The following is a 23,442-nucleotide window of genomic DNA, read 5'->3' on the forward strand; positions in this document are numbered from 1 at the left end:
CGTTGCCCGAAACGAGAACACGTTCTACGGTGGGCCCGCCGTCATCGATCTGGGGAGGTGGGGGGATGGCGTTCTCTGCTGTGTCCGTCATCCGCGGACCCGGTGAGCTGACCGCGATGGTCGTCGACGTCACCAAGCGCGTCTTCACGACGCCCTTCCAGTTCCGCGAGTTCATCGAGCAGGCCTGGTTCATCACCAGCGTGACGCTGATGCCCACGATCCTGGTCTCCGTGCCGTTCGGCGCGGTCATCTCGCTCCAGGTCGGCAACCTCACCGGCCAGCTCGGTGCCCAGTCCTTCGCCGGCGCCTCCGCGGTGCTGGCCGTGGTCCGCGAAGCCGCGCCCATCGCGGCGGCGCTGATCATCGCCGGGGCGGCGGGCTCCGCCATCTGCTCCGACCTCGGCGCCCGCAAGATCCGCGAGGAGATCGACGCGATGGAGGTGCTGGGCGTCGACCCGATCGCCCGGCTCGTGGTGCCCCGCGTGATGGCCACCGTCTTCGTCGCCGTGATGATCATCGGCCTGGTGATCTCCGCCGGCATCGGCGGCGGCTACTTCTTCACCGTCATCATCCAGGACGGCTCGGCCGGCGCGTTCCTGTCGTCGTTCACCGCGCTCGCGAGCCTGCCCGACCTCTACATCGCGATCGTCAAGGCGGCCGTCTTCGGCTACCTCGCGGCCATCGTCGGCGCCTACAAGGGCCTCAACGCCGGCGGCGGCCCCAGCGGCGTCGGCCACGCGGTCAACGAGACGGTGATCGTCGCGTTCATGCTGCTGTTCTTCCTCAACGCGATCATCACCGCGATCTACTTCCAAGTCGTCCCCCAGCACGGGCTCTGACGTGGCAGCGATCACCGACGTCGGCAGCGCCCTGCTCAAGGAGCGCCGCGCGCGCCTGGAGGAGTACGGCGACCAGCTGCTGTTCTACGTCAAGGCGCTGGCCTGGACGCCGCGGGCGATCCGCCGCTACCCGCGCGAGATCCTCAACACGCTGGCCGAGGTGTCCTTCGGCGTCGGCGGCCTGTCGGTCATCGCCGGCACGGTCGGCGTCATCGCCTTCCTGGCGTTCTTCGCCGGCACCGAGGTCGGCATCCAGGGCTACGCCTCGCTCAGCCAGCTCGGCGTCTCGAAGTTCACCGCCTTCATCTCCGCCTACTTCAACACCCGTGAGGTCGCGCCGCTGATCTCGGCGATCGCGCTGGCCGCGACCGTCGGCTGCGGCTACACGGCTCGGCTGGGCGCGATGCGGATCAGCGAGGAGATCGACGCCCTCGAGGTGATGGGCATCCCGTCGCTGCCGTTCCTGGTGACGACCCGGATGATCGCGGCGTTCATCGCGGTCATCCCGTTGTACGTCGTGGCGCTGAGCGCGTCGTACCTCTCGCCGCGGTTGATCACGACGATGGTCTACGGGCAGTCGGCCGGCACCTACGACCACTACTTCCTGCAGTTCCTGCCACCGATCGACATGCTGTGGTCGTTCTTCAAGCTGATCTTCCTGGCCGTGGCGATCATCCTGATCCACTGCTACTACGGCTACACCGCCTCGGGCGGGCCGGCCGGGGTGGGCACGGCCGTCGGCAGGGCGATCCGCACGAGCATCGTGACGACCGTCGTCGCCGACTTCTTCCTCAGCTTCGCGATCTGGGGCTCCACCACGACCGTGCGGATCACGGGGTAGTGGCGTGCTGGTCAACATCCACCACGACACCCCGGGCGAGCACCGACGCCTGCTGGTCGCCGGCGTGGCGTTCCTGACGGTGATCGCGCTGCTGCTGTGGCTGTCGGTGGCGATGTACAACAAGGAGTTCGAGCGCGCCACGCGGATGACGCTCCAGGCCGACCGGGCCGGCCTGCAGCTCGCGGTCAACGGCGACGTCCGCTACCACGGCGTGCTGGTGGGGCGGATCGACTCGATCGGCCAGGACGGTGAGCAGGCGGTCATCGACGTCGCGCTCCAGCCGGACGCCGCCCGCGACATCCCGCGCAACGTGCGGGTGGAGATCCTCCCGACGACGCTGTTCGGGCAGAAGTACATCTCCCTCATCGAGCCCGGTGAGCCGTCCGCGGAGCCGGTCGCCGACGGCGACGTGGTGCCGGCCGACCGGGTCGAGACCAACGTCGAGCTCAGCCGGATCCTCGCGAACCTCTTCCCGCTGCTGCGCTCGGTCAAGCCGGCCGAGCTCAGCAGCACGCTCTACGCGCTGGCCTCCGCGCTGGCCGGCCGCGGCGAGCACGTCGGCGCGCTGCTCGAGCGGCTCGACGGCTACACCGGCCGGCTGGCCGACCGGCTGCCGACGCTCGAGCAGGACCTCGAGCTCGTCGGCGACGTCGCCGGCACCTACGAGCGCGCCACGCCCGACGTGCTCCGGCTGCTGCGCAACGCGACGGTCTCGGCGCGCACGGTCGCCGACCAGGAGGCGCAGCTCTCCTCCTTCATCGGCGACGTCACCGGCATGGCCGAGACCACCACCCGCGTGCTGGCCGAGAACGAGGACGGCATCATCCGGCTCGGCGAGCTGTCCCGGCCGCTGCTGCGGCTGCTCGACACCTACGCGCCGCAGTACCCCTGCCTGCTCGAGGGCCTCGACATCTACACGGCGAAGCTCGCCGAGATCTTCAGGAACGACCGGGTCAACCAGGTGCTCGAGCTGGGCTCGGTGCAGAAGCCGGCGTACGACGTCAACGATCGCCCGGAGTACGCCGAGGTCGGCCACGGGCCGTGGTGCGCGGGCCTGCCGCGGCCGAGCGGCCCGAACAGCACGCCGCTCGCGGACGGCAGCGACCAGGACGAGATCGTCGGCTCGACGCTGCCGTTCCGGACCGTCGACCCGGCGTCGTACCGCAACCCGACCAAGGGGTACGCCGGCACCGTCCCCGAGCAGCGCCTGGTCAACGTCCTGCTGGCCTCTGAGGCGGGGCTGTCCTACCGCGACCTCGGCTCGCTCTCGGCGCTCCTCTACGGCCCGCAGGTGCGCGGGACGGTGGTGCAGCGGTGAGCACGCGCAACACCACGACGATCGTCGCGGCCGTCAAGCTCGGGATCTTCACCGTGATCTCGATCCTCGTCACCGGGCTGCTGGCGGTGATCATGGGCAACATCGGCTTCGGCGACAAGCGCACCGTCAACGCCGAGTTCACCAGCGCGAGCATGCTGCAGGAGGGCGACGACGTCCGGATCGCCGGCATCCCCGTCGGCGAGGTCAAGGAGATCGAGCTGCACGAGCGCAGCCGCGCGATGGTGACCTTCACCGTGGCCGCCGACGTGCCGCTGACGACCAACAGCCGCGCCGAGATCCGCTACCTCAACGTCGTCGGCGACCGCTACCTCGCTCTCGAGGAGGGCCCGCAGGGCGGCAAGCGGCTCGGGGACGACGCCACGATGCCGGTCAGCCGCACCGAGCCGGCGCTGGACCTGACCGCGCTCTACAACGGCTTCCAGCCGCTCTTCTCCGCGCTCGACCCGAAGGCCGTCAACGAGCTGTCGCAGAACATCATCGACGTGCTCCAGGGGGAGTCCGGCACCGTGCAGGGACTGCTCGCCCGGACCGCGTCGCTCACCAACACCCTGGCCGACCGCGACGAGCTGATCGGCGAGGTCATCACGAACCTCGACGAGCTGCTCGGCACCGTCGACCGCCGCCGCACCCAGCTCTCCGAGCTGGTGCTCGGGCTCGAGGAGTGGATGGGCAACCTGGCGGAGGACCGCGACGTCATCGGCGCCTCGGTGCAGAACCTCTCCGAGCTGACCGACACCGTCGCCGACCTGCTGACCCGCGCCCGGCCGCTGCTGGCCGAGGACGTGCGCGAGCTGCGCACGCTGGTGCGCACCCTGGCGAAGCAGGAGAACCTCGAGGTGCTGACCAAGCTGCTCGACCGGCTGCCCGAGGCGATGACCGACCAGACCCGGATCGGGACCTACGGCTCCTGGTACAACTACTACCTCTGCGACTTCGAGGGCAGCATCAAGCTGCCGAAGATCCTCGGCATCGACCTCGGCTGGCTCGAGGACGCGCTCAACGACCTGTCCTTCCACAGCACCGCTCCGAGGTGCCAGTGATGGGGGGCCGGTAGTGGGCGCGCGCGGACGGAGCGACCGCCAGGTCCTGCGCTTCGGCGTGGTGGCCCTGGTGGTGCTGCTCGTGGTGATGGCGGCGGCGTTCAACCTCCAGAAGTTCCCGGGCTTCCGGGGCGTCGGCTACCACGCCGAGCTGAGCGACGCGAGCGGCCTGCGGCCGGGCCACATGGTGCAGATCGCCGGCAAGCGGGTCGGCCGGGTCAACGGCATGTCGGTCGAGGACGGCGTGGTCGTCGTCGACTTCGAGCTCGACGCGGGCACCGAGCTCGGGCCGGAGAGCCGCGCGTCGGTGGAGGTGCTCAACCTGCTGGGGGAGAAGTACCTCGAGGTCGTGCCGAGCGACGAGGGCCAGCTCGAGGAGGGCGGCACCATCCCCGTCGAGCGCACCCAGTCGGCGTACGACATCGTCAACGTGCTCGGCGACCTCACCACCACTACCGAGGCCATCGACGACGAGCAGCTCGGCGAGGCGCTCGACGTCATCTCCGAGACCCTCGACGGGGCGGCGCCGGAGGTCCAGGAGAGCTTCACCGGCCTGTCCCGGCTCTCGCGCACCATCGCCAGCCGCGACGAGGACCTCGCCGGGCTGCTCGGCCGGGCGGAGTCGGTCACCGGCCTGCTGGCCGACCGGCGCGGGGACCTCGTGCAGCTGATAGCCAGCAGCAGCCAGGTCTTCGACGAGCTCGACCGGCGCGAGGAGGCCATCCACCGGCTCCTCGTCAACGCCCGCCAGCTCGCCGTGCAGCTGCGCGGCCTGGCGGAGGACAACGAGGACGAGATCGGCCCGGCGCTGCGCGACCTGCGCACGGTCACCACGATGCTGCGCGACCGCCGCGACCAGCTGAGCAAGACCGCCAAGGCCGTCGGGCCGTACGCCGACATCCTCGGCCACATCGTCGGCACCGGCCCGTGGTTCGACGCCTACCTGGTCAACCTGCTGGGCCTCGCCGGCGAGTTCGTCCCCGGACGGAGGAGCTGAGCGATGCCACGGATCACGATGAAGGCCGCCGGCGCCCTGGTCGCCGCGCTGCTGCTCGTCGGCACGGTGCTGGTGCTCGTCGACGGCGACAGCGGCCGCAAGAAGGTCACCGCGCACTTCGCCCGAGCCGTCAGCGTCTTCGTCGGCACCGAGGTGCGGATCCTCGGCGTGCCGGTCGGCGAGGTGACCGCGGTGGTGCCGGAGGGGGAGTCCGTGCGCGTCGAGATGGAGTACGACGACGCCTACGACGTGCCGGCGGACGCGCGGGCGGTCATCGTCACCCCGACGCTGGTGGCCGACCGGTTCATCCAGCTGACCCCCGACCACACGAGCGGCCCGGTGATGGCCGACGGCGCCGACATCCCGCTCGCGGAGACCGCGAGCCCGGTCGAGCTGGACCGGATCTACGAGAGCCTCTCGACCCTGGCGAACGCGCTGGGCCCCAACGGCGCCAACAAGGACGGCTCGCTCGACACGCTGCTGGCCTCGGGCGCCGAGGCGCTCGGCGGGCAGGGCCGCACGGCCAACCAGCTGATCCGCGACCTCTCGGCCGCGGCGACGACGTTCGGCGACAACAGCGGCGACCTGTTCGGCACCGTGCGGCAGCTGGACGCCTTCACCCGCACGCTGGCGCGCAACGACGGCCTGGTCGACGAGTTCATGGGTGACCTGGGCCGCGCGACCCAGCAGCTGTCGGGGGAGCGGCAGGAGCTCGGCGCCGCGCTCGAGGCGCTCGCGGGCGCCGTCGGCACCGTCGAGGCGTTCGTCAAGGACAACCGCTCGGCCCTCGTCGGCGAGGTCGAGGACCTCACCGACGTCCTCGACGTGCTGGTCGCCGAGAAGGAGTCGCTCACGCAGGCCATCGAGAAGGGACCGCTGGGGCTGGGCAACCTCGCGCTCGGCTTCGACACCAAGACCGGGTCGCAGAACGCCCGGATCCAGGTCGGCCCCAACGTCGAGGACCTCGACGGCTTCCTCTGCGCGGTCGTCACCAACGCCGGCGTCCCGGCGGCCAGGACGGTCTGCAGGCTCCTGGAGTCGCTGCTCGAGCCGCTCGGCCTCGCCCTGCCCACCGGTCCGGCCCGCTCGGCGGCACCCGACACCCGGGTCCCCGGCGAGGCCGTCCCGGCCAAGGACCTGCGCGAGCTGCTCGGAGGTGGTCCCCGATGAGTGCCACGACGAGGACGTCCAGGCGACCGCTGGCCGGGCTGGTCTCGCTGGCGCTGGCCGTCCCGCTGCTGGCGGCCTGCGACTTCGACGGCGCCTACGACCTGCCGCTGCCCGGCAGCCCGGTCAGCGGCGAGGAGACGTTCACGGTGACCGCCGAGTTCGACGACGTGCTCAACGTCGTGCCCCGCTCGCCGGTCATGGTGAGCGACGTCGTGGTCGGCGAGGTGGACGAGGTCGAGCGCGACGGGTGGAACGCCGTCGTACGCCTCAAGATCCGGCAGGACATCGAGCTGCCCGACAACGCGATCGCCGAGATCCGCCAGACCAGCCTGCTCGGCGAGAAGTACGTCGCGCTGGAGGAGCCCCCGGGCCGGGCGCGCGGTCGCCTCGAGGACGGCGACCGGCTCGAGCTCGCGGACACCGGCCGCAACCCGGAGGTCGAGGAGGTGCTCGGCGCGCTGTCGTTCCTGCTCAGCGGCGGTGGCGTCGGACAGATCAAGCAGATCAGCGACGAGGTCAACGACATGCTCTCCGGGCGCACCGACGACGTGAGATCGCTGTTCAACCAGCTCGAGCAGCTCGTCGGCGGGCTGGACGAGCAGAAGGACGACATCGTCTCGGCGATGGAGTCGCTCGACACGCTCGCCCGCACGCTCAACCGCGAGTCGCGCACGATCACCGACGCGATCGAGGCGACCGGGCCGGCGCTGGAGGTCCTCAACCAGCAGCACGACCAGCTGGTCGCGATGCTCGGTCAGCTCGACGAGCTCGGCGAGGTCGGCACCCGGGTCATCAACGGCACCAAGGAGAACCTCCTGGCCGACCTCGACCACCTCCGGCCGATCCTGCGCCGGCTCAACGAGACCGGCGACTCCTTGCCCCGCGGGCTCTCGCTGCTGATCAGCTTCCCGTTCCCCGAGCAGGCCAGCGAGATCGTCAAGGGCGACTACGCCAACGCGAAGTTCGCCCTGGACGTCTCCTTGGAGGGGATCACCCAGCTCATCGAGCAGCCCGGCGACGGGCCGACGATCCCGCTGCCCGACATCCCCGGGCTGCCCGACCTGCCCGACATCCCGCTCCCGGACATCCCCGGCCTGCCCACGCTGCCCGGCCTCGGCCGGGCCGGCAAGACGGGCTACACCCGGGACATGTCGGTCGGCACCGGCGGCGGCCTGCTCTCGGGAGGCCTGGGCTGATGGGAGGACGGCGATGACCCGCGGCGTCAAGGTCCGGCTGGTGCTCTTCGTGGCGCTGGCCGCGGTCGGCATCGTCTACGTGACCGGCACCTACCTGGGTCTGGTCGACCGGCTGCTCGGTCGCGGCCTGACCATCTCGGCGACGCTGCCGGACTCCGGCGGCCTGTTCGTCGGCAGCGAGGTGACCTACCGCGGCGTGAAGGTCGGCAAGGTCTCCGCGATGGACGTGACCCGCGAGGGCCTCGAGGCGGAGCTCTCCCTCGAGGACGGCACCGAGATCCCGCTCGACGCGGAGGTGGAGGTGCACAACCTCTCCGCGGTCGGCGAGCAGTACCTCGACATCGTCCCCGAGGACGGGGACGGGCCGTACGCCCAGGACGGTGCCGTGCTGGCCGGCGACGCCGACAGCCTGCCGGTGGGGGAGGACGAGCTGCTGATCGACCTCGACCAGCTCGTCTCCTCGGTGGACCAGGGCGACCTCTCGACCGTCATCGAGGAGCTCGGCCTGGCCTTCGAGGACACCGCCGGCCCGCTCGAGCGGATGGTCGACAGCGGTTCCCGCTTCGTGGAGGCGGCGCTGGCCAACGAGGAGTCGACGTTCCGCCTGCTCGACAACGGCCGCACCGTGCTGCGCACCCAGCAGGAGCACCGCGGCGACATCCGCGCGTTCGCCCGGTCGCTGGCCGACCTCACCGGCACCCTGCGCGGCAAGGACCCCGAGCTGCGCACCGTCCTCGAGGGCGGCGCGAGCGCAGTGCGCGAGGTGGAGAAGCTGATGGCCGGGCTCGAGCCGACCATGCCGGTCTTCATCGGCAACCTGGTGACCCTCAACCAGGTCGTCACCACGCGGCTGCCGGCCATCGAGCAGTTGCTCGTGACCTTCCCGAAGATCGTCGCCAACGGCTTCACCGGCACGCCCGGCGACGGCTACGGCCACATCAACCTCCAGCTGGCCCAGAGCCCCGGCCCCTGCCGCGAGGGCTTCATGCCGAGCGAGGACTGGCGGCCGTCCTCGGACCTCACCGACGCCCCGATCTACCCGGCCACCTGCCTGTCCGGCCCGCCGTACAACCAGCGTGGTCCGAAGTACGCGCCGCGCTTCGGCGGCAGCACCAACCGGGTCGCGCCGGGCGCTACCCTCGCCGACGAACCGGCCGTGCGGGTCGGGACGAAGGGTGGGCTGCGCGACGTGTTCGGCGAGGACTCGTGGCGCTGGATGCTCATCGGTCCGCAGGAGGGGATGTGAGTCGACTGCTGCCCGCCACCGCGTGGGGCCGGGTGACGGCCGTGCTCGCGGTGCTCGCCGTGGCGCTGACCGGCGCGATCGCCGTCACCGCGCTGCGGTCCGACGAGGGCCGCGAGGCGCTCGAGCGGGCCGTCGGCGTCGCCGGCGACGGCGGCGACGAGGAGCTGACCGCGGCGCACCGGGAGGTGTCCGAGGCGGCACGCGAGCTGACGTTGGCCTTCCTCGAGGTCGACCACCGCGACATGGAGCCGCTCACCGACGAGGTGCTGTCCTACGCCACCGGCGAGTTCGAGGAGCAGTACGCCGCCAACGTCGAGCAGCTCATCGACGCCGCCGAGCGCAACAAGTCGGTCAGCACCGGCACGGTCGTCGCCCTCGGCGTCGGCGACCTCGACGCCGACTCCGCGCTGGTGTACGTCGCCGCCGACAGCGAGGTCGCCAACGTCACCACCGACGGCACCACCCAGCCCCGCTACTACCGCCTCCAGCTCGACATGGTCCGCGAGGACGGCGAGTGGCTGGCCTCCAACGTGCAGTTCGTGGGCTGAGGTGACCCGACGATGACCGACGACACCAGCACCGACACCAAGGCCTGCCCGTTCTGCGCGGAGACCATCAAGGCCGCCGCCATCCGCTGCCGCTACTGCGGCTCCGACCTCGAGCCGGAACCGCCCCCGCTGGTTGAGCAGCGAGCGTCCGAGCCCCCGCTGGTTGAGCAGCGAGCGCCCGAGCCCCCGCTGGTTGAGCAGCGAGCGCCCGAGCCCCCGCTGGTTGAGCAGCGAGCGCCAGCGAGCGTCGTCGAAACCCGGCGAGACGCAAGCCAGCCGCGCCCCCGCCGTTGGCCCGCGGCTGTTCTTGCGGTGCTGGTCCTCGCCCTGGCGATCGTCTTCGTCCGCATGCTCACGGTCGACGACGAGGCCGACGGCCCGCCCGACGGCACGACCCCGCTGGCGGACGGCGTGGTCTTCGAGTCCGAGGGCGCGAAGTCGGCCGGCCTCAGCGCGGCGACGGAGGCGGCGGAGAAGGTGCTGTCGTACTCCGCGGAGACCCTGGACGCGGACATGGAGGCGGCGCTGCCGCTGCTCGCACCGCGGATGCAGACGGAGTACCGCGAGACGCTCGAGGCGATCCGCGAGGACACCGAGCGCAACCAGGCGAAGGTCGAGGCGACCGTCGTGGCGGCGTCCGCGATCTCGGCGAGCGAGCACGACGTGAAGGCGCTGCTGTTCGTCAACCAGGCGACCACCGGCAAGGGCACCAAGCAGCCGCGGGCCGACCTCAACCGCGTCGTCGTGACCCTCAGTCGCGGTGAGGGGGACTGGGTCGTGACGGACCTCGACGCGCTCTGATAGAACTGTCCCCGACCGAACCTAGAACACGTTCTAGTAGACCACCTCGGGCGGGAGGAGCAGGATCGCCGCCGTGACCGCGACTGCCAGCCCGACCAGCCCGTCCCTCCGCGTCGAGACCGACCTGCTCGTGGTCGGCGCCGGACCCACCGGCCTGTTCGCGACGTACTACGCCGGCTTCCGAGGCCACCGCGTCGCCGTCGTGGACTCGCTGCCCGAGCTCGGCGGGCAGGTCACCGCGATGTACCCCGAGAAGCTCATCCTCGACGTCGCCGGGTTCCCCGCCGTCAAGGGCCGCGACCTGGTCGCGGGACTGGTCGAGCAGGCCGCGACCGCCGACCCGACGTACCTCCTGGGCCGCACCGCGACCACGCTCGAGCACGGCGACGACGGCGTGGTCGTCACGCTCGACGACGGCACCGAGGTCGCGGCCGCCGCGGTGCTCATCACCGCCGGCATCGGCAAGTTCAGCCCGCGGCCGCTGCCGGCGGGCGAGGGCTGGCTGGGTCGGGGGATGGAGTTCTTCGTCCCGAGCTTCGAGCCGTACGCCGGCAAGGACGTCGTCATCGTCGGCGGCGGCGACAGCGCGTTCGACTGGGCGCTCCACCTCGAGCCGGTGGCCCGCTCGGTGCGGCTGGTGCACCGGCGCGACGCGTTCCGCGCCCACGAGCGGACCGTCCAGCAGGTGCGCGACTCGTCCGTGGAGATCGTCACCCGTGCCGAGGTGACCGCGCTCGAGGGTCACGGCTCGCTCGAGTCGGTCGAGGTGACCGTCGACGGCGAGCCCACGACGTACCCCTGCCAGGCGCTGGTCGCCGCGCTCGGCTTCATCGCCGACCTCGGGCCGCTGCAGCAGTGGGGGATCGACGTGCACAAGCGGCACGTCGTCGTCGACCCCGCGATGCGCACGAACCTGCCGCGCGTCTTCGCAGCCGGCGACATCACGGAGTACCCCGGCAAGGTCCGGCTGATCGCCGTCGGCTTCGGCGAGGCCGCGACCGCCGTGAACAACGCGACCGTGGCGATCGACCCGACCGCCCACGTCTTCCCCGGCCATTCCAGTGAAGGGAGCTAGTCCATGAGCAGGATCAAGGTCGACTTCGACCTCTGCGAGTCGAACGCGCTGTGCGAGGCGATGGCGCCGGAGGTCTTCGAGCTCGACGACGACGACTACCTGCAGGTCAAGGCCGAGGAGACCACGCCCGAGAACGAGGGCGACGTCAAGCGAGCCGTCGCGGCCTGCCCGCGCGCGGCCATCTCCCTGGAGGACTGATCCACCGATGAGCACCACCACCGACGACCTCTCCCTCGACGGCCGCGTCGCCGTCGTGACCGGCGCCGGCGCCGGCCTCGGGCGGGCCGAGGCGCTCGCCCTGGCCGCTGCGGGCGCCAAGGTCGTCCTCAACGACCTGCCCGGTGCTGCCGACGAGGCGGTCGAGGAGATCCGCTCCCGCGGCGGCGAGGCCACCGTGGTCGAGGGCGACGTCTCCGAGCGGTCCACCGCCGACGCCCTGGTCGCGGCCGCGGTCGACGGGTTCGGCTCGCTCGACATCGTCGTCAACAACGCGGGGATGACCCGCGACCGGATGCTGTTCAACATGTCCGACGAGGAGTGGGACGCGGTCATCCGGGTCCACCTGCGCGGCCACTTCCTGCTCTCGCGCAACGCCGCGGCGTACTGGCGCGGCAAGTCGAAGGAGACCGACGCCCCCGTCTACGCCCGGGTGGTCAACACCGCCAGCGAGGCGTTCCTCGGCGGGTCGCCCGGCCAGCCGAACTACGCCGCCGCCAAGGCCGGCATCACGGCGCTGACCCTGTCGACCGCACGTGGCCTGGGGAGGATCGGCGTCCGGGCCAACGCGATCTGCCCGCGCGCCCGCACCGCGATGACCGCGCAGGTCTTCGGCGAGGACACCTCCGGCCAGGAGATCGACCCCTACTCGCCCGACCACGTCGCGCCGCTCGTGGCGTACCTCGCCTCGCCCGCCGCGGACGCCATCACCGGCCAGGTCTTCGTCGTGTACGGCGGCATGGTCGCGCTCGTGGCCGCGCCGGTCGTCGAGCAGCGCTTCGACGCCTCGGGCTCGGTGTGGGACCTCGAGGACCTCGCCAAGCAGGTCGGCGGCTTCTTCGAGGGCCGCGACCCGTCGGTCGGCTTCGCCGCCGACTCGATCATGCAGCTGACGGTCTGAGGGGGAAGCGGTCATGGGACGACTCGCAGGGAAGGTCGCCGTCGTCACCGGCGGCGCCATGGGCCAGGGCGCGGCGATCAGCCGGGCCTTCGTCGCCGAGGGCGCGTCGGTGGTCGTCGCCGACATCGCCAAGGACGCCGGGCAGGAGCTGGCCGACGAGCTGGCGGGGGCGTCGGAGGGCCGTGCGCACTTCGTCGCCCACGACGTCAGCGACGCCGCGTCGTGGGCGTCGCTCGTGGAGGACACGAACGCGCGCTTCGGCCCCGTCTCGGTGCTGGCCAACAACGCCGGCCTGCTCCGCTTCGGCGAGATCGGCACCATGCCGCAGGACGAGGTGGAGCTGCTGTTCCGCGTCAACCAGCTCGGCTGCTTCCTCGGCATGCAGGCCGTCACCGCGACCATGCGCGCCCACGGCGGCGGCTCGATCATCAACGCGTCCTCGGTGGAGGGCCTGGCCGGCATGGCCGGCTGCACGGCGTACGCCGCCACCAAGTGGGCGATCCGCGGCATGACCAAGTGCGCGGCGATGGAGCTCGGCCCGCAGGGCATCCGGGTGAACTCGGTGCACCCCGGGATGATCGACACCCCGATGACGCGCGTGCACGGCGGCGACGCGGCGATGGAGTACGGCGCCTCGAAGGTGCCCCTGCGCCGGGTCGGCCAGCCGGAGGACATCGCCCCGCTCTACGTCTACCTCGCCTCCGACGAGTCGGCGTACGTCAACGGCGCGGAGATCGCCATCGACGGCGGCGTGACCTCCACGCATGCCTTCGGCGGCTGAGCACTAGGTTCTCGTCCATGGCCAACCAGCGGTCCCAGGTCGTCATGTCCGACGACGAGGTGGACACCTTCCTCACCCAGCAGCGCAGCTCCACGGTCGCCACGATCGGGCCGAACGGGCAGGTGCACCTCGTGGCCATGTGGTACGCCTGGCTCGACGGCCACATCTGGCTCGAGACCAAGGCCAAGTCGCAGAAGGTCGTCAACCTCCGCCGCGACCCGCGGATGAGCTTCCTCGTCGAGGCCGGCCACACCTACGACCAGCTCCGCGGCGTCTCGCTCGAGGGCAACGGCGTCGTGATCGACGACGAGCAGACCGTGTGGGACGTCTGCGTCAACGTGTTCGAGCGCTACAACGCGCCGTACACCGAGGAGCTCAAGCCCTTCGTCGAGCTGATGGCCAAGAACCGCGTCGTCGTCCGCCTCGACGTCGACCGCGTCCGCAGCTGGGACCACCGCAAGCTCGGCATGGACCCCCTCGAGCTCGGCGGCTCCACCGCCGAGTTCCTCGACTGACCTACCCCAGGCCCTCTCGGCTGTGAGCGGGCCCTGGGCCGCTCGTCCTGTCGCTTCATCTAGGTATGCAGGTGAACCGACAGGCGGCGGCTCACCGGCATACCTTGATGAAGCGTCACTTCCCTCGGTCAGTTCACACAGGGATGTGATGCTTCGTCTGCATACCTTGATGAACCGACGCCCCGGCCGACCCGCGAAGCCAGCCGGGATGAGGCGTCAGTCGCGGAGGATGAGGTGGACGGCGCGCTCGATCTGGGCGCCGGTCTCGGCGGCGGTCATCCGGCCGGTGACCCAGCCGACGAGGGCGGCGAGCCAGACGTCGCCGATGATCCGGGTGATGGCGACGTCGTCGTCGGTGGGCTCGGACTGGCCGGGGTGCATGGCGCGGGTGAGCATGGTGCTGAGCAGCATGCCGACCTGGTGGATCTCGGCCTGGACCGAGGCGTCGGCGAACATGAACGCGCGGGTGAGCGCCTCGGTGAGGTGGGGGCTGCTCTGCAGGCCGCGGGTGGTGCCCTTGAGGACGTTGATGACCCGTTCGGAGGCGGTGTCGCCGGGGATCTCGACGTCGCGGCGGGCGGCCTCGGTGCGCTCGAACTCCCGGCCGAGCGCGCTGACGAGCAGGTGGATCTTGGACGGGAAGTAGCGGTAGAGCGTGCCGAGGGCGACGTCGGCCTGGTCGGCGACGGCGCGCATCTGGACGGCGTCGAAGCCGCCCTTGGAGGCCAGGTCGATCGTGGCGTCGAGGATGCGCTTGCGGCGGTCACGCTGGGCCGCGGACCCGAGGTCCTCCGCGTTGAGGGAGTTGGTCGCGCTCATCGAAGGTGCCCCTGGGTGCTCGTCGCGGTCATGGCGGCCCGGTGTCCCGCGTCATGTGATCCGATGCGGAACCGGGATGGATCCGGACCCGACCGCCGGTATGTGGCACTAGGCTAGCCCCACGTGGTCCATGATAGGAACACGTTCCAGTTCGTCCGGCCCGGCGTGTCAAGCATCCGGAGTGTGTCCGGATGTCGGCAACGGCACAGTCGAGAAAGGTCGTGACGCGTGCGGATCGCGATGCTGTCCTACCGGAGCGCACCCCACACCGGGGGTCAGGGCATCTACCTCCGTCACCTCACGCGGGAGCTGGCCAACCTCGGCCACGAGGTCGAGGTGTTCTCGGGCCAGCCCTACCCCGAGCTCGACCACCCCGGGGTCAAGCTGACGAAGGTCCCGAGCCTGGACCTCTACCGGCAGCCCGACCCGTTCCGCGTGCCCAAGCTGCGCGAGTTCCGCGACCGCATCGACGTCGAGGAGTTCCTCACGATGTGCGCGGCCGGCTTCCCCGAGCCGAAGACGTTCAGCTCGCGCGTCGCCCGGGTGCTGCGCGACCGGGTCGAGGACTTCGACATCGTCCACGACAACCAGGTCCTCGGCTACGGCATGCTCGAGATCGAGAAGATGGGGCTGCCGCTCATCACGACGCTGCACCACCCGATCACCTTCGACCGGCGCATCGACATCAGCCAGACGAAGAACCCGTGGCGCAAGTTCACGCTGTGGCGCTGGTACGGCTTCCTGCGGATGCAGGCCAAGGTCGCCCGTGCCGCGCGCAAGATCCTGACCCCCTCGGAGGCGTCCAAGCGCGACATCGCCAAGGACTTCGGCGTCGACCCGGCACGGATGCAGGTGATCCTGCTGGGGGTCGAGGACCTCTTCAAGCCGCCGACCAGGCCGCGCGTGCCGGGCCGGATCCTGGCCATGGCCAGCGCCGACGCCCCGATGAAGGGCATCGCGACGCTGCTGGAGGCCTTCGCCAAGCTCCGCACCGAGCGCGACGTCGAGCTGGTGTTGATCACCAAGCCCCGCCCCGGCGGCACGACCGAGCGGCTCATCGAGAAGCTCTCGATCGGCCACTGCGTGCGGTTCGTGAGCGGGGTGACCGACGAGGAGCTCGTCGACCTGATGGGGTCGGCCGAGGTCGCGTGCGTGCCGTCGTTGTACGAGGGCTTCTCGCTGCCCACCGCGGAGCTGATGGCCTGCGCCACCCCGCTGGTGGTCTCCCGCGCGGGCGCGATCCCCGAGGTGACCGGCCCCGACGGCGAGGCCGCCGACCTCGTCACCCCCGGTGACGTGGGCGAGCTGACCCAGGCGCTCGGCGCGCTGCTCGACGACCCCGAGCGTCGCGCCCGGATGGGTGCCGCGGGACGCAGGCGCGTCGAGGAGATGTTCAGCTGGCGTGCCGTGGCGGTCAAGGTCGCCGCGGCGTACGAGGAAGTGATCGAGGACCACCGCCGCGAGCGCGGCGCGGGTCCCGCCGACGAGAGGAACAACCGTGCTCACCGTTGACTTCGACCGCCTGGGCCTGCGTCCGGGCGACCGCGTCCTGGACATGGGCTGCGGAGCCGGCCGGCACGCGTTCGAGATGTACCGCCGCGGTGGCGACGTCGTCGCCTTCGACATGGACGCCGACGAGCTGGCCAAGGTGCGCGAGCTGTTCGTCGCCATGAAGGAGGCCGGCGAGGTCCCCGAGGGCGCCGAGGCCGACGTCAAGGAGGGCGACGCGCTGCAGCTGCCCTTCGCCGACGGCGAGTTCGACCGGATCGTGGCCGCCGAGGTGCTCGAGCACATCTGGGCCGACGTCGACGCGATCAAGGAGCTGGTGCGGGTGCTGCGCCCCGGCGGCACGCTCGCGATCTCGGTGCCGCGCTGGCTGCCGGAGGTCGTCAACTGGAAGCTCTCCGACGAGTACCACAACGCCGAGGGCGGCCACATCCGCATCTACACCGACCACGAGCTGATCGACAAGGTCACGAAGGCGGGCCGGCCCAACGACGGCGAGCCCGGGGACGCGATGGTCTTCGAGGGCAAGGACTACGCCCACGGTCTCCACGCGCCGTACTGGTGGATCAAGTGCGCGGTCGGCGTCAACAACGACGACCACCCGCTCGCGAAGGCGTACCACAAGCTCCTGGTCTGGGAGATCATGAAGCAGCCGACCGCGCTCAAGGTCGCGGGCAAGGTGCTCGACCCGCTCATCGGCAAGAGCATGGTGCTGTACTTCCGCAAGCCCCAGACCGCCGACGCGCGTGCTGCCGGTGCCGATGTCTGAGCTCCTGCCGTACGTCGAGGGCGTGCTGAGCGCCACCCAGGTCGGCGAGACCGCCGCGTCGATCGCCGCCATGCAGGAGCCCTCGGGCGCCGTGCCGTGGACCACCGGCGAGCATGTCGACATCTGGAACCACGTCGAGGCCGCGATGGCGATGCTCGTCGGCGGCCAGGTGGAGGCCGCCGAGCGTGCCTACGCGTGGGTGCCGACGCTGCAGCGCGAGGACGGCTCGTGGCCGATGAAGATCGTCGGCGGCGAGGTCGAGGACGAGCGCGGCGAGGTCAACATGTCGGCGTACTTCGCCGTGGGCCTCTGGCACCACTGGTTGGTACGCCGCGACCACGCGTTCGTGCAGCGGTACTGGCCCAGCGTGCGCGCCGGCCTGGACTGGGTCGTCAGCCAGCAGCTGCCCTTCGGCGGGATCCGGTGGACCCCGACCGAGGAGGGCGCGCTCCTCGCCGGCTCGTCGAGCATCTACCAGTCGCTGCGCGCCGGGGTGGCCCTGGCCGACCTGCTCGACGACCCGCAGCCGGAGTGGGAGCTGGCCGGCGGCCGGCTCGGCCACGCCGTGCGCGAGCACCGCGACCTGTTCCTGGACAAGGCGACGTACTCGATGGACTGGTACTACCCGGTCCTCGGCGGCGCGGTGCGCGGCGACGCGGCCTTCGAGCTGCTCGAGACCCGGTGGGACGACTTCGTCGTCCCCGGCCTCGGCATCCGCTGCGTCGACACCAACCCGTGGGTGACCGGCGCGGAGACCTGCGAGCTGGTGATGGCCCTGGACGCGATCGGCGACCACCGTCGCGCGCTGCAGCTGCTGGGCGACATGCAGCACCTGCGCGCGGACGACGGCAAGTACTGGACCGGGTGGGTCTTCGGCGACGACGTCAACTGGCCGCACGAGTGGACGACGTACACCGCCGCCGCCGTGATCCTGGCCGTCGACGCCCTCGGTGAGGTCGCCGGGCACAGCTCGGCCGGCTCGGGGATCATGCGGGGCACCTCGCTCGCCCCGCACTTCACCGAGCTCGCGCTCGAGTGTGGTTGCGACTCAGCCGACGAGCTCGCCGGCAGCGCCGGTCGTCCGTCGTAGGACGCGCATGGAGCCCAGCGCCTCGACCTCCTCGAAGGCGCCGGACTCCAGCGCGCGCAGGAAGACGTGGTACGGCGCCTGGCCGCCGTCGGCGGGGTCCTGGAACACGTCGTGGATCACCAGCAGCCCGCCGACCTCGAGCCAGTGGGCCCAGCCGGTGTAGTCGTTCTGCGCGTGCTCCTCGGCGTGCCCGCCGTCGATGAACAGCATCGACAGCGGGGTGCGCCAGTGGGTGGCGACCGTGGTGCTGCGGCCGATGACGGCGACGACGCGGTCCTCGAGACCGGCGCGCTTGAGGGTGCGGCGGAACGTCGGGAGCGTGTCCATCTCGCCGAACTCGTCGTCGACGAGGGTCGCGTCGTGGTGCTCCCAGCCGGCCTGGTTCTCCTCCGAGCCGCGGTGGTGGTCGACCGTGAAGACCACCGCCTGCGGCCCGCCGACCTCGCGGGCGGCGGCGCCGAGGTAGATCGCGGACTTCCCGCAGTAGGTCCCGACCTCGAGCGCGGGTCCGTGGGCGAGGCGCTCGAGGGCCACGCGGTGCAGCAGCATCCCCTCGTCCTCGGGCATGAAGCCCTTCGCGGCCAGGGCGTGTCCCAGCCAGTCGGAGGATCGGTCGACCGTGTTCGTCACGCCGTCAGACTAGTAGGGTTGGAACACGTTCTAGTTCTCGCCTGAGGGCTGGGCAGCCTGGAAGGACGCCTCCCATGTCGATCGGGATCTCCGACGAGCACGTCGAGCTGGCCGAGAGCCTGCGCAAGTGGGCCGCGAGCCTCGACGGACCGGCCGTGGTCCGGGCCGCGGAGGGCGCGGCGGCCGAGGCGTTCGCCGCGACCTGGCGGTCCGTCACAGAGATGGGCGTGGCGACCATCGGGCTGCCCGAGGCGGCCGGCGGCGGCGGCGGGTCGGTGCTCGACCAGGCGGTCGCGCTCGAGGCGTGCGCCCGCGAGATGGTGCCCGGTCCGCTGCTCGGGCCGGTCGTCGCCGCGGCGCTGCTGGCCGACACCGAGGTCGCCCCGGCACTCGGCGAGGGGGGCGTCGTGGCCGTGGCGCTCTCGGACCTGGTCTGGGACGTCCCGTCGGCCACGCACGTGCTGGTCGAGCTCGAGGGGGACGCGGACGGCGGCTGGCGCGTGCTGCCCGTCGAGGCCGTCACCGTGGCTCCGAGCACGGGACTCGACCTGAGCCGGCGCTACGGCACGGTCTCGGTCGACGACCCGACCGCCGGTGTCGCCGTGCCGGGACTGACCCGCGACCTGCTGCACCGCACGGTGGTGACGTACGCCGCCGCGGAGGCCGCGGGCCTCGCGCGGTGGTGCCTGGACACCGCGGTGGAGTACGCCAAGGTCCGCGAGCAGTTCGGCCAGAAGATCGGTGCCTTCCAGGCGGTCAAGCACCTCTGCGCGCAGATGCTGGAGACCGCGGAGGCCGTCACCAGCGCCGCGTGGGACGTCGCCTCCGCGGCCGTCGGGCCCGACGACGAGCAGTGGGCGTTCGCGGCCGACGTCGCCGCCGTGACCTGCTTCGACGGCGCGCTCGAGGTCGCCAAGACCTGCATCCAGGTGCTCGGCGGGATCGGCTTCACCTTCGAGCACGACGCGCACCTCTACCTGCGCCGGGCGGTCGCCCTGCGCAGCCTGGTCGGCAGCACCGACGAGGCGGCCCGACGGCTCGCCGCCCGCGCGGTCGCCGGCACCCGGCGGCGGCTCGCGGTCGACCTCGAGGGGCGCGACGCGGCGGTGCGCGACGAGGTGCGGGCGACGGTCGAGTCGATCGCCGCCCGGCCGGAGGAGGAGCGGCGGGCCGGCCTCGTGGACACCGGCTACCTCATGCCGCACTGGCCGGCGCCGTACGGCATCGGGGCGGACGCCGTGACGCAGATCGTGATCGACACCGAGCTCGCGCGGGCCGGCGTGACCCGGCCGGACATCGTCATCGCCGGGTGGGCGCTGCCGACGATCCTCGAGCACGGCACCGACGCCCAGCGCGAGCGGTTCGTGGAGCCGTCGCTGCGCGGTGACCTGGTCTGGTGCCAGCTCTTCTCCGAGCCCGGCTCCGGGTCCGACCTGGCGTCACTGCGCACCCGCGCCGAGAAGGTCGACGGCGGCTGGCGGCTCACCGGCCAGAAGGTCTGGACGTCGATGGCTGAGCGCGCCGACTGGGGCATCTGCCTGGCGCGCACCGACCCCGACGCCCCGCAGCACAAGGGGATCTCCTACTTCCTCGTCGACATGCGCTCCGCGGGCATCGACGTGCGGCCGCTGCGCGAGATCACCGGGGAGGCGCTCTTCAACGAGGTCTTCCTCGACGACGTGTTCGTGCCCGACGACATGATGGTCGCCGGCCCGGGGGACGGGTGGCGACTGGCTCGCACGACGCTGGCCAACGAGCGGGTCGCCATGGCCAGCAGCCGCCTGTCGAAGAGCACCGAGCGTGCCGTCGAGCTCGCCGCCGGTGGGCTCTCGGTGGCGCAGGAGGTGCGGGTCGGCCAGGCGGTCGCCCTGTCGACCGTGTGCTCGCTGCTCGGCGTCCGGTCGACCCTGCGGTCACTGGCCGGGCAGGGGCCCGGGCCCGAGTCGAGCGTCGCCAAGCTGCTCGGCGTCCGCAACCGCCAGGACGGCTCGGAGCTTGTGGTCGCGCTGCACGGCGACCGCGCGCTGACCGACGCAGATGACGTCCGCGCCGACGTCTGGGAGATGCTCAACACCCGGTGCCTCTCCATCGCCGGCGGCACCACCCAGGTGCTCCGGAACGTCGCCGGGGAGCGCATCCTCGGGCTGCCGCGCTGAGCCGGTGACGGGGCCGTGACGGCCGTTCCTGCGACGGTCGTCAATGCAGGTCAGGACGGGTTTTCGCGCGATTCTGCGGTAGGCCCGCGGACCCGTACGATTCGCCGGTGCTCGACGCCTCCATCCTCGCCTACTTCGCCGACGACACCACCCGCACGTACCAGCTCGTGCAGTGGCTGCCGGTGCTCGAGCAGCTCGCCGAGCAGCAGCACGTCGGCGTCGTCGCGCGCGACCCCGAGGCGGCCGCGCTGCTGCGCACGCGGACCTCGCTGCCGGTGGTCCTGGCCGAGTCGTTCCCCGAGCTGACCGAGCTGTACGCCGTGGTCGACCCGAAGGTCGTCCTCTACGTGAACAACTCGATGCTGAACTTCCAGTCGCTGCTCCACGGCCGGGCGCTGCACGTGCACGTCAACCACGGCGAGAGCGACAAGCAGAGCATGGCCAGCAACAATGCGAAGGCCTACGACCGCGTCTTCGTCGCCGGCGAGGCCGCCGTGCAGCGCCACGTGGCCGGGCTGCTCGAGCTCGACACCCGACGGCTCGTCCGGGTCGGCCGCCCGCAGCTGGACCTGCAGCGCGAGCCGCTGCTGGAGCCGAGCAGCCGTCGCACGGTCCTCTACGCGCCGACGTGGGAGGGCGACGCGGAGTACAACGACTACACCTCCGTCGACACCATCGGCGCCGACGTCGTGCGCGCGGTGCTGGCCGTGCCCGGCGTGCGCCTCGTCTACAAGCCGCACCCCAAGGTCGTCACCAGCGAGACGCCGGCCGTCCGCGACGGGCACCGCGTGATCCTGGCGCTCCTCGACAAGGCGGCCCGGCGCGACCCGGAGGCCGGCCACGTCGCCGTGCTTGCCGGCGACATCCTCGCGCTCATGCCCGACTGCGACGCGATGGTCACCGACGTCTCCTCGGTCGGGCTGGACTGGCTCTACCTGCGCACCGAGCGGCCGATCTTCATCACCGACCGCCACCACGACGCCGAGCGGCTGCGCCAGGAGGTCCCGGTAAGCCGCTGCGCCGACGTCATCGACTCCGTCGACGTCTCCGCGCTCAGCGAGCTGGTCGCCGCGCGGCTCGACCACGACGAGCACCACCTCGCCCGGGTGGCCATGCGGCACCACTACTTCGACGACCTCCAGGTCGGCGACAGCACCCTCCGCTTCCTCGACGCCGTCGCCGAGCTCGCCGCCCGTCGTGACCACCTCCTCGGCGAGACGGCCGTCGACACCGCCATCACCGCCTGAGCCTGCCCTCGTTGGTCGAGCACGGAGGCGCCCCTGACCCGCTGGTCGAGCAGGGAGGCGCCCCAGCGCCGACACCCGCTGGTTGAGCAGGGAGGCGCCCCAGCGCCGACCGTGTCGAAACCCGGTGAGGGGCGCAGGGCCGCAACCACGGTCACCGGGTTTCGACACGGCTCGCTAGCGCTCGCCTGCTCGACCAGCGGACGCGGCGGTGTCTCCCGCTGGTTGAGCAGGGAGGCGCCCCAGCGCCGACCGTGTCGAAACCCGGTGAGGGGCGCAGGGCCGCGACCACGGTCACCGGGTTTCGACACGGCTCGCTGGCGCTCGCCTGCTCAACCAGCGGGGGCTCGCTGGCGCTCACCTGCTCGACCAGCGGGCAGCGGAGGTGAAGGGTCAGCCGGCGAGGCGGCCCTGCTCGCGGCGGTACTGGTTCCAGTGCCAGTGCAGGAAGCGGTCGATGGCGCGGACGATGTGGGAGCTGCGGATCGAGGGGAAGACGTCGAAGGCGTGCTGGGCGCCCGGCAGCTCGGTGTACACGACCGTCCGCTTCGAGACCTGCCGCAGCTTCTCGACGAACGACCGCGCCTGGCTGACGGGGACGAGCGTGTCGTACGCGCCGTGGACGACGAAGAAGTCCGGGGCGTCGGGGGTGATCCGCAGGATCGGGGAGGCGTCCTCGAACGCCTCGGGGTCCTCCGACCACCGCTTCTTGAGCACGCGCGGGGCGAGGAAGAGGTCGCGCAGCTGCTCGGCGGCGCGGGTGCCGGTCGAGCCGGCGAAGTCGTAGACGCCGTAGTGCGGCACGGCGACCTGGACGGAGGTGTCGGCGTCCTCGAAGCCGGGCTGGTACGCCGGGTCGCCGGGGGTGAGGGCGGCGAGCGCGACGAGGTGGCCGCCCGCCGAGCCGCCGGTGATCGCGATGTACTCCGGGTCGCCGCCGTGCTCGGCGATGTTGGCCTTGGTCCAGGCGATCGCCTTCTTGACGTCGACGACGTGGGCGGGCCAGTCCGAGCGCGGCGAGAGCCGGTAGTTGATGGCGACGCAGACCCAGCCCTTCGCGGCTAGGTGCTGCATGAGCGGGATGCCCTGCTGGTCCTTGTTGCCGATGGTCCAGCCGCCGCCGTGGACCTGCAGCAGGACCGGCGCGCCGCCGTCGGGGACGCCGTCGGCGGGGGAGTAGACGTCGAGGAGGCCGCGCTTGCCGATGGCGGGGTCGTAGGCGATGTCCTTCTCGACGCGGACGCGCGCGTCCCGCATCCGGAACGGGTTGACCAGCCGGCGCCACGGCACCGCGAGGTCGGCCGGGGTCGGCTTGGCGTCGAGCTGCTCGAGGTAGTCGGCGCCGAGCGCCTCGACGAGGCTCTCCTCGGCCCGGTGCTGCACCTGGCGCGCCTGGGCGACGAGGCAGGTCAGTCCTGCGGCGCTGGCGGCGGCGAGGGCGAGCCCGCGGGCGTCGCGCCTGGGCCCGCGCACGTGCGCCGCGGCGTCGGCCACGGTCAGCGCCAGCACGTGCGGCGCGAGCTCGCCGACGAGCCAGCCCGCCATGAAGGCGGGGATGCCGGGGCGGAAGCCCGGGAGCGGCCGGAGGGCGTTCGCGGTGAGCGCGGCGGTCACGACCTGGCGTCGGAGGAACGACATGCGGACGAGGGTAGTCCGGAGCTGACGCGCGTCATCGGCACGCCCGCGTGACGTCGTACGGTCCTGGACGTTACGGAAGTGGAAC

At 71.6% G+C, this 23,442-nt stretch carries 23 protein-coding genes; 20 read left to right on the forward strand and 3 right to left on the reverse strand.

Annotated elements, in window-relative coordinates:
* The first annotated feature begins 65 nt into the window (after positions 1-65).
* From G6553_RS00230 to G6553_RS00300, 15 genes are all read left to right on the forward strand, one after another.
* Positions 66-839 carry an ABC transporter permease gene (locus tag G6553_RS00230; RefSeq protein WP_166188052.1) on the forward strand — a complete coding sequence of 258 codons (774 nt, stop codon included), beginning with the start codon at positions 66-68 and terminating at the stop codon, positions 837-839.
* 1 nt (position 840) lies between these two features.
* Complete coding sequence (locus G6553_RS00235; RefSeq protein ID WP_347565413.1) at positions 841-1,680, forward strand: ABC transporter permease; 840 nt, start codon at positions 841-843, stop codon at positions 1,678-1,680.
* Between the two features lie 4 nt (positions 1,681-1,684).
* A complete protein-coding gene (locus G6553_RS00240) occupies positions 1,685-2,998 on the forward strand; it encodes an MCE family protein (RefSeq protein ID WP_166188056.1) in 1,314 nt (437 codons plus the stop codon).
* Positions 2,995-4,059: an MCE family protein gene (locus G6553_RS00245; protein ID WP_166188059.1), complete on the forward strand. Its 1,065-nt coding sequence runs from the start codon at positions 2,995-2,997 to the stop codon at positions 4,057-4,059. The genes G6553_RS00240 and G6553_RS00245 overlap by 4 nt, the downstream gene beginning before the upstream one ends.
* Positions 4,060-4,072: 13 nt before the next feature.
* Complete coding sequence (locus tag G6553_RS00250) at positions 4,073-5,056, forward strand: MCE family protein (RefSeq protein WP_347565414.1); 984 nt, start codon at positions 4,073-4,075, stop codon at positions 5,054-5,056.
* A gap of 3 nt (positions 5,057-5,059) precedes the next feature.
* A complete protein-coding gene (locus tag G6553_RS00255) occupies positions 5,060-6,226 on the forward strand; it encodes an MCE family protein (RefSeq protein WP_166188062.1) in 1,167 nt (388 codons plus the stop codon).
* The gene (locus G6553_RS00260) at positions 6,223-7,422 is read left to right on the forward strand and encodes an MCE family protein (protein WP_166188065.1); all 1,200 of its coding nucleotides are present in this window, start codon (positions 6,223-6,225) and stop codon (positions 7,420-7,422) included. Before G6553_RS00255 ends, G6553_RS00260 begins: the two co-directional genes overlap by 4 nt.
* A 13-nt stretch (positions 7,423-7,435) precedes the next feature.
* Entirely contained in the window at positions 7,436-8,668 is a 1,233-nt protein-coding gene (locus G6553_RS00265) for an MlaD family protein (RefSeq protein ID WP_166188068.1), read from the forward strand.
* Positions 8,665-9,216 carry a hypothetical protein gene (locus tag G6553_RS00270; protein WP_166188071.1) on the forward strand — a complete coding sequence of 184 codons (552 nt, stop codon included), beginning with the start codon at positions 8,665-8,667 and terminating at the stop codon, positions 9,214-9,216. Before G6553_RS00265 ends, G6553_RS00270 begins: the two co-directional genes overlap by 4 nt.
* A gap of 12 nt (positions 9,217-9,228) precedes the next feature.
* The gene (locus G6553_RS00275; protein ID WP_166187945.1) at positions 9,229-10,017 is read left to right on the forward strand and encodes a hypothetical protein; all 789 of its coding nucleotides are present in this window, start codon (positions 9,229-9,231) and stop codon (positions 10,015-10,017) included.
* 73 nt (positions 10,018-10,090) lie between these two features.
* Entirely contained in the window at positions 10,091-11,092 is a 1,002-nt protein-coding gene (locus tag G6553_RS00280; protein WP_166188074.1) for an NAD(P)/FAD-dependent oxidoreductase, read from the forward strand.
* A 3-nt stretch (positions 11,093-11,095) separates the two neighbouring features.
* Positions 11,096-11,290, forward strand: a complete 195-nt coding sequence (locus G6553_RS00285; RefSeq protein ID WP_166188077.1) for a ferredoxin — start codon at positions 11,096-11,098, stop codon at positions 11,288-11,290.
* Positions 11,291-11,297: 7 nt separating this feature from the next.
* Positions 11,298-12,209, forward strand: a complete 912-nt coding sequence (locus G6553_RS00290; RefSeq protein WP_166188080.1) for a 3-oxoacyl-ACP reductase — start codon at positions 11,298-11,300, stop codon at positions 12,207-12,209.
* A 13-nt stretch (positions 12,210-12,222) separates the two neighbouring features.
* Positions 12,223-12,990, forward strand: coding sequence for a glucose 1-dehydrogenase (locus G6553_RS00295; protein WP_166188083.1), 768 nt, complete (start codon positions 12,223-12,225; stop codon positions 12,988-12,990).
* Positions 12,991-13,007: 17 nt separating this feature from the next.
* Positions 13,008-13,505 (forward strand): TIGR03618 family F420-dependent PPOX class oxidoreductase, encoded by a 498-nt coding sequence (locus G6553_RS00300; RefSeq protein ID WP_166188086.1) that lies wholly within the window; start codon positions 13,008-13,010, stop codon positions 13,503-13,505.
* 216 nt (positions 13,506-13,721) lie between these two features.
* Here G6553_RS00300 and G6553_RS00305 read toward each other — a convergent pair whose 3' ends face one another.
* Positions 13,722-14,324, reverse strand: coding sequence for a TetR family transcriptional regulator (locus G6553_RS00305; protein ID WP_166188089.1), 603 nt, complete (start codon positions 14,322-14,324; stop codon positions 13,722-13,724).
* A 228-nt stretch (positions 14,325-14,552) separates the two neighbouring features.
* On the opposite strand from G6553_RS00305, the gene G6553_RS00310 reads away from it, so the two are divergent.
* Genes G6553_RS00310 through G6553_RS00320 form a run of 3 tightly spaced genes read left to right on the forward strand, consistent with a single transcriptional unit; the run spans position 14,553 to position 17,689 of the window.
* Complete coding sequence (locus tag G6553_RS00310) at positions 14,553-15,836, forward strand: glycosyltransferase family 4 protein (RefSeq protein ID WP_166188092.1); 1,284 nt, start codon at positions 14,553-14,555, stop codon at positions 15,834-15,836.
* Entirely contained in the window at positions 15,823-16,599 is a 777-nt protein-coding gene (locus G6553_RS00315) for a class I SAM-dependent methyltransferase (protein ID WP_166188095.1), read from the forward strand. Before G6553_RS00310 ends, G6553_RS00315 begins: the two co-directional genes overlap by 14 nt.
* Positions 16,592-17,689, forward strand: a complete 1,098-nt coding sequence (locus G6553_RS00320) for a prenyltransferase (RefSeq protein ID WP_166188097.1) — start codon at positions 16,592-16,594, stop codon at positions 17,687-17,689. The genes G6553_RS00315 and G6553_RS00320 overlap by 8 nt, the downstream gene beginning before the upstream one ends.
* Here G6553_RS00320 and G6553_RS00325 read toward each other — a convergent pair.
* Positions 17,648-18,319: a class I SAM-dependent methyltransferase gene (locus G6553_RS00325; protein ID WP_347565415.1), complete on the reverse strand. Its 672-nt coding sequence runs from the start codon at positions 18,317-18,319 to the stop codon at positions 17,648-17,650. The genes G6553_RS00320 and G6553_RS00325 overlap by 42 nt on opposite strands.
* 74 nt (positions 18,320-18,393) lie before the next feature.
* Here G6553_RS00325 and G6553_RS00330 point away from each other — a divergent pair, with 74 nt between their 5' ends.
* Positions 18,394-20,475: an acyl-CoA dehydrogenase gene (locus G6553_RS00330; protein ID WP_166188100.1), complete on the forward strand. Its 2,082-nt coding sequence runs from the start codon at positions 18,394-18,396 to the stop codon at positions 20,473-20,475.
* A 107-nt stretch (positions 20,476-20,582) separates the two neighbouring features.
* Entirely contained in the window at positions 20,583-21,722 is a 1,140-nt protein-coding gene (locus G6553_RS00335; RefSeq protein ID WP_166188102.1) for a CDP-glycerol glycerophosphotransferase family protein, read from the forward strand.
* 390 nt (positions 21,723-22,112) lie between these two features.
* On the opposite strand, the gene G6553_RS00340 is transcribed toward G6553_RS00335, so the two are convergent.
* A complete protein-coding gene (locus G6553_RS00340; protein WP_166188105.1) occupies positions 22,113-23,357 on the reverse strand; it encodes an alpha/beta hydrolase in 1,245 nt (414 codons plus the stop codon).
* Positions 23,358-23,442 lie beyond the last annotated feature (85 nt).

The organism is Nocardioides sp. IC4_145 (assembly GCF_011250565.1).
Lineage (GTDB): Bacteria > Actinomycetota > Actinomycetes > Propionibacteriales > Nocardioidaceae > Nocardioides.

Coding starts and splice junctions, on each gene's coding strand:
- G6553_RS00230 (WP_166188052.1), top strand. CDS start 66: ATGGCGTTCTCTGCTGTGTCCGTCATCCGCGGACCCGGTGAGCTGACC.
- G6553_RS00255 (WP_166188062.1), top strand. CDS start 5,060: ATGCCACGGATCACGATGAAGGCCGCCGGCGCCCTGGTCGCCGCGCTG.
- G6553_RS00260 (WP_166188065.1), top strand. CDS start 6,223: ATGAGTGCCACGACGAGGACGTCCAGGCGACCGCTGGCCGGGCTGGTC.
- G6553_RS00265 (WP_166188068.1), top strand. CDS start 7,436: ATGACCCGCGGCGTCAAGGTCCGGCTGGTGCTCTTCGTGGCGCTGGCC.
- G6553_RS00275 (WP_166187945.1), top strand. CDS start 9,229: ATGACCGACGACACCAGCACCGACACCAAGGCCTGCCCGTTCTGCGCG.
- G6553_RS00285 (WP_166188077.1), top strand. CDS start 11,096: ATGAGCAGGATCAAGGTCGACTTCGACCTCTGCGAGTCGAACGCGCTG.
- G6553_RS00290 (WP_166188080.1), top strand. CDS start 11,298: ATGAGCACCACCACCGACGACCTCTCCCTCGACGGCCGCGTCGCCGTC.
- G6553_RS00295 (WP_166188083.1), top strand. CDS start 12,223: ATGGGACGACTCGCAGGGAAGGTCGCCGTCGTCACCGGCGGCGCCATG.
- G6553_RS00300 (WP_166188086.1), top strand. CDS start 13,008: ATGGCCAACCAGCGGTCCCAGGTCGTCATGTCCGACGACGAGGTGGAC.
- G6553_RS00305 (WP_166188089.1), bottom strand. CDS start 14,324: ATGAGCGCGACCAACTCCCTCAACGCGGAGGACCTCGGGTCCGCGGCC.
- G6553_RS00320 (WP_166188097.1), top strand. CDS start 16,592: ATGTCTGAGCTCCTGCCGTACGTCGAGGGCGTGCTGAGCGCCACCCAG.
- G6553_RS00330 (WP_166188100.1), top strand. CDS start 18,394: ATGTCGATCGGGATCTCCGACGAGCACGTCGAGCTGGCCGAGAGCCTG.
- G6553_RS00340 (WP_166188105.1), bottom strand. CDS start 23,357: ATGTCGTTCCTCCGACGCCAGGTCGTGACCGCCGCGCTCACCGCGAAC.